The organism is Streptomyces sp. NPDC049687 (assembly GCF_044465285.1).
Classification (GTDB): Bacteria; Actinomycetota; Actinomycetes; order Streptomycetales; family Streptomycetaceae; genus Streptomyces.
This window is the reverse complement of record NZ_JBITLN010000044.1, coordinates 1-1,534: the sequence shown is the minus strand read 5'-3', so window position 1 is coordinate 1,534 and position 1,534 is coordinate 1. Positions and strand designations below refer to the sequence as shown.

Genomic DNA, 1,534 nt, shown 5'->3' with positions numbered 1-1,534 from the left:
CTGAGCTTGTGGCGCATGTGCGCGGCCCGGTCCCTGAGCGAGGAGGTGGCCCGTACGGCCGCCGCGGCCGGGTTGTTGAGCTCATGGGTGAGACCTGCGGACAACGAGCCCAGCGCCAGCAGCCGTTCGCGCTGCCCGACGGCCCGCTGAAAGGTCTGCGAACCGAGGGCGAGTCCCTCCAGGAGATGGACCGCCATCGGAAACCACTCGTGGACGAGGTTCGCGAACGATTGGGCGGGCAGGACGAAGAACCGTGTCGGCTCGGTCACCCGCACCGAGTTGATGTACCGCTGCGGTTTTCCGTCCCAGAGGTACGCCATCACGGCCCCCGCGTACACCCCTGGCTGGGACGTGCGGCTCACCTCGATGTCGTCGCTGCCCACCCGGCGCGACATGACGAGCGTGCCCTCGATCATCACGTAGAAGCAGGTCGCAGGGTCACCTTCGGTGAACACCGGCCCGGGGTCGAACAGTTCGACCCGCCCCTCGCTGCACAGCCTGTCGAGCTGCTCGGCGCTGAGCTTCTCGAAGAGGAACAGCGAGCTGATCTCCGCCGCGCTGCACGGCATCACCTGCCCGCTCACGATTGCTCCAGGTACCGGTGGACGAGCATCACGGCCATGGCTCCCTCTCCGACGGCGGACGCGACCCGCTTGGCGGACTCCGCGCGCGCGTCCCCTGCGACGAACACGCCGGGGATGCTGGTCTCCAGGTGGTACGGCGGCCGGTCCAGCTCCCAGGCCGCCGGCGCCCGCCCGTCGGCGGTCAGATCGGGCCCGGCGAGGATGAACCCGCGCTCGTCCCGCAGCACCGTGCCGTCCAGCCAGTCGGTCAGCGGGGCCGCGCCGATGAACACGAACAGCCACTGCGCGTCGACGAGTTCGGTCTGCCCGCTCGTCGTGTCGCGCAGGGTCAGCTGTTCCAGCTGGTTGTCGCCGTGCGCGGCCTCGACGACCGTGTGGGCCCGTACGAAGATGTTGGGTGCCTCGTTGATCTGCTGGATCAGGTAGTGCGACATCGACGCGGTGAGGTCCGCTCCGCGTACCAGCAGGGTGACCGACTTGGCGCCTCTGGACAGGTACATCGCCGCCTGTCCGGCCGAGTTGGCGCCGCCGACGATGTACACGTCGTGGCCCTGGCAGGCGGCGGCCTGGGTGAGCGCGGACCCGTAGAACACCCCGCGGCCCGACAGCTCGTCGGCACCCGGCGCCTGAAGCTGCCGGTAGGACACGCCGGTCGCCAGGATCACGCTGTGCGCCGCGATCTGCGACCCGTCGGCGAACCGTACGAGCCGCGCCGCCCCGCTGCTCTCCAGCCCTGTCACCTCACGGGCGGTGAGGATCTCGGCGCCGAACTTCGTGGCCTGGCGTCGCGCCCGGTCGGTGAGCTGGGCGCCGGACACCCCGTCGGGGAAGCCCAGGTAGTTCTCGATCCGCGAGCTCTGGCCGGCCTGCCCGCCGGTCGCCGACCGCTCCACGAGCACCGTACGCAGGCCCTCCGAGGCCCCGTACACGGCCGCGCCAAGACCGGCGGG

At 70.6% G+C, this 1,534-nt stretch carries 2 protein-coding genes; both read right to left on the bottom strand.

Annotated elements, in window-relative coordinates; genetic code table 11:
* Window positions 1-584: cyclic nucleotide-binding domain-containing protein (locus ACIBVL_RS43225; RefSeq protein ID WP_399106785.1), on the bottom strand; the 584-nt coding region annotated here is incomplete at its 3' end.
* On the bottom strand, window positions 581-1,534 hold a 954-nt coding region (locus ACIBVL_RS43220), incomplete at its 5' end, for an NAD(P)/FAD-dependent oxidoreductase (protein ID WP_399106783.1). The genes ACIBVL_RS43220 and ACIBVL_RS43225, both read right to left, overlap by 4 nt.